The organism is Nostoc sp. FACHB-888, from assembly GCF_014696655.1.
Taxonomy (GTDB): domain Bacteria; phylum Cyanobacteriota; class Cyanobacteriia; order Cyanobacteriales; family Nostocaceae; genus Nostoc.
This window is the reverse complement of the sequence record NZ_JACJQM010000382.1, coordinates 1-2,255: the sequence shown is the minus strand read 5'-3', so window position 1 is coordinate 2,255 and position 2,255 is coordinate 1. Positions and strand designations below refer to the sequence as shown.

Sequence of the window (2,255 nt, the reverse complement as noted above, 5' to 3'; positions counted from 1 at the left end):
GTACTTCAGGAGATTACCTTAGCACCCTTAACGCTCGAACCCTTGAGTCAACTGATTGCCGAGACGCTAGGTCGCAATATTGACACCGTTCGTTCTTTAGCCCAATTAGTGTTACGTAAAACCGAAGGCAACCCTTTCTTTGTCGGTGAATTTTTGCGAATGCTGTATAGCGAAAATCTGTTAATCTTTAATGCGAAACAGTTAAGCTGGCAGTTGGATATTGCTCAAATTCAAGCCCAAAATATTACCGATAATGTGGTAGAGTTGCTACTGATCCAGTTGAAGAAATTGCCAAATGAAACACGGCGAATTCTTTGTTTAGCCGCTTGTGTTGGGTCTGAGTTTAATTTAGAAACGTTGGCGATCGTTTGCGAAAAATCACCGAAAGCAATTTTCCAGGATCTACTTGTAGCAATACAAGCGGGATTAATTCAACCTCTGTCTGAATTGGACGAAGATTTGTTGGTTCAAGAGTATAAGTTTCTGCACGATCGCGTGCAGCAAGCGGCTTATGCCCTAATTGATGAGTCGTGCAAACAAGTGGTTCATCTCCAAATCGGTCGCAATTTGCTCGAAAAAACTTCACCGGAGCAACGATTCGATAGACTGTTTACTATTGTGGATCATCTCGATCAAGGAACGGAGCTTGTCACTGCTCAACCAGAACGAACTGAAATTGCCAGATTGAATTTAATGGCAGGTCAGAAAGCAAAGTCAGCAACGGCTTATGAAGCAGCTTTTAAGTATTTCACTACAGGTCTTCAACTTCTCGATACAGAGAGTTGGCTCACTGAGTATGACCTGACCTTAGCGCTGTACTCAGAAGCAGCAGAAGCGGCGTATCTCCAGGGTTGCTTTGATGAGATGGAACAGTTGGTAGAAGTGGTACTCGCTCGTGCCAAAACAGTGGTTGACAAAGTGCAGGCTTACGATAGCAGAATTCAAGGATATTTGTCACAGGGCAACCTGAAAGAAACACTAAAAACTGGGTTGGAAGCGTTAAAGCTCTTGGGAATAGATTTAATAGAAAATCCAAGTCGGGCAGATATTCAAAGGGAATTGGAGTCAACGGCTGCACTACTCGCCCAACGAGAAATCGAAGACTTAATTAATTTACCAGAGATTGCTGCACCAGAACCACTGGCAGCTATATCAATCCTATCGAATATGGTGTCTGCTGCATTTATAACGTTACCAGCACTGTGGATACTGATTGTATGTAAGAGGGTAAATCTGTCAATTAACTACGGTAATACTACCTGGTCACCACATAGTTATGCCTGCTACGGGTTGGTTCTATGTGGAGTTGTTCAAGACATTGAACTCGGTTATAAATTTGGACAACTGGCTCTCAGCTTGGCAGAACGATTGAATACCAAAAAAGGGAATGTTAAAGCATTATTGTTTTTGAGTACCCACGTCATGCACTTGAAGGTACATCTTAGGAACACAATACCACTGCTGGTTGAGGCTTATCAGGAAGGAGTGGAAACTGGAGACTTTGAATTCGCTGGTTATGCTGCATATTACTTGTGCCATAACTCATTTTTTGCTGGAGAGGAACTTACTCAACTGGAACAAAAAACAGTAATTTACAGCAAAGCGATCAACCAAATTAGACGAGAAAGTCCCTCGAGTTGGCTGACAATATTGCGGCAGACTATTCTTAATTTGTTAGATAGGTCTCTTAATCCCAGCCGCTTAGTTGGTCGGGTGTGTAATGAAGAGGAGGCGTTACCACACGCTATTGCAGTTAAGGATGGAACTGCAATTCAAATGTTTTATTTATACAAAGTTATATTGTGTTATCTATTTGGGGAATATTATCAAGCTGTACAAACTGCTGTTTCGGCAAGGCAATATCTTGAAGAGGTGACAGCAATAAAGGTTTTACCTTTATTCTGTTTCTACCATTCTCTGGCGCTTTTGAACCTATCGTTCGATGTTTCAAACTCTGAAAAATCAACTTGGCTAAACTCTGTTAACACTAACCAAGAAAAGATGCAGAAATGGGCAGAACACGCCCCAATGAATTATCTACATAAATTTTATCTAGTCGAGGCAGAGAAAGCGCGAGTCTTAGGGCAATTTCTTGAGGCTGAAGAGTTTTATGAACGGGCGATTCAAGGAGCCAGAGAAAATGAATATATCCACGAAGAGGCGTTAGCATACGAATTGGCTGCAAAACATTATCTAGCGCGAGGTCGAGAAAAATTTGCCCAGCTCTACATGAAAGAAGCACACTACTGCTATGA

Annotated in this window: 1 pseudogene; it reads left to right on the top strand. The window is 41.9% G+C overall.

Going from position 1 to position 2,255, the window contains the following annotated elements:
* A pseudogene (locus tag H6G26_RS41090) lies at positions 1-2,255 on the top strand (serine/threonine protein kinase); the annotation flags it as partial.